Below are 1,529 nucleotides of genomic sequence, written 5' to 3'. Positions count from 1 at the left end.
GGAACAACCGGAGCAACTGGAGCACAAGGGCCAACAGGACAAACCGGAGCTACGGGAGCAACCGGAGCACAAGGACCTACAGGAAATACAGGTGCAACTGGAGCAACCGGAGCACAAGGACCTACAGGAAATACAGGTGCAACTGGAGCACAAGGGCCAACAGGAAATACAGGTGCAACTGGAGCAACCGGAGCACAAGGTCCGACAGGACTAACTGGAACAACCGGAGCAACTGGAGCAACTGGAGCAACCGGAGCACAAGGACCGACAGGACAAACGGGAGCTACGGGAGCAACCGGAGCACAAGGACCAACAGGACAAACTGGAGCTACGGGAGCAACTGGAGCACAAGGGCCGACAGGACAAACCGGAGCTACGGGAGCAACCGGAGCACAAGGACCTACAGGAAATACAGGTGCAACGGGAGCAACCGGAGCACAAGGACCAACAGGAAATACAGGTGCAACTGGAGCAACCGGAGCACAAGGGCCAACAGGAAATACAGGTGCAACTGGAGCAACCGGAGCACAAGGACCGACAGGACAAACTGGAGCTACGGGAGCAACTGGAGCACAAGGACCGACAGGAAATACAGGTGCAACGGGAGCAACTGGAGCACAAGGTCCAACAGGAAATACAGGTGCAACTGGAGCTACTGGAGCACAAGGACCGACAGGACAAACCGGAGCAACCGGAGCAACCGGAGCAACCGGAGCACAAGGACAAACGGGAGCAACTGGAGCACAAGGGCCGACAGGACAAACTGGAGCAACTGGAGCACAAGGTCCAACAGGAAACACAGGTGCAACTGGAGCACAAGGACCAACAGGACAAACGGGAGCTACGGGAACAACCGGAGCACAAGGTCCGACAGGACTAACTGGAACAACCGGAGCAACTGGAGCACAAGGGCCGACAGGACAAACTGGAGCTACGGGAGCAACTGGAGCACAGGGACCTACAGGACAAACTGGTGCAACTGGAGCAACCGGAGCACAAGGTCCAACAGGACAAACTGGAGCTACGGGAGCAACTGGAGCACAAGGGCCAACAGGAAATACAGGTGCAACCGGAGCTACTGGAGCACAAGGACCGACAGGACAAACCGGAGCAACCGGACAAACTGGAGCTACGGGAGCAACTGGAGCACAAGGGCCAACAGGAAATACAGGTGCAACTGGAGCAACCGGAGCACAAGGTCCGACAGGACTAACTGGAACGACCGGAGCAACCGGAGCAACCGGAGCACAAGGGCCGACAGGACAAACTGGAGCTACGGGAGCAACCGGAGCACAAGGACCAACAGGACAAACGGGAGCTACGGGAGCAATCGGAGCACAAGGGCCAACAGGAAATACAGGACAAACTGGAGCAACGGGAGCACAAGGACCAACAGGAAACACAGGTGCAACTGGAGCACAAGGACCGACAGGACAAACCGGAGCTACGGGAGCAACTGGAGCAACCGGAGCACAAGGACCTACAGGAAACACAGGTGCAACGGGAGCTACTGGAGCACAAGGACCTAC

General features: G+C 57.2%; 1 protein-coding gene. It reads left to right on the top strand.

The window, feature by feature from the left end:
- The coding region (locus ACWGOQ_RS24030) for an autotransporter outer membrane beta-barrel domain-containing protein (protein ID WP_458202897.1) at window positions 1-1,529 on the top strand (1,529 nt) is incomplete at both ends.

Source organism: Aquimarina ulvae, from assembly GCF_053613295.3.
This window is presented reverse-complemented; position numbering and strand designations above follow the sequence as displayed.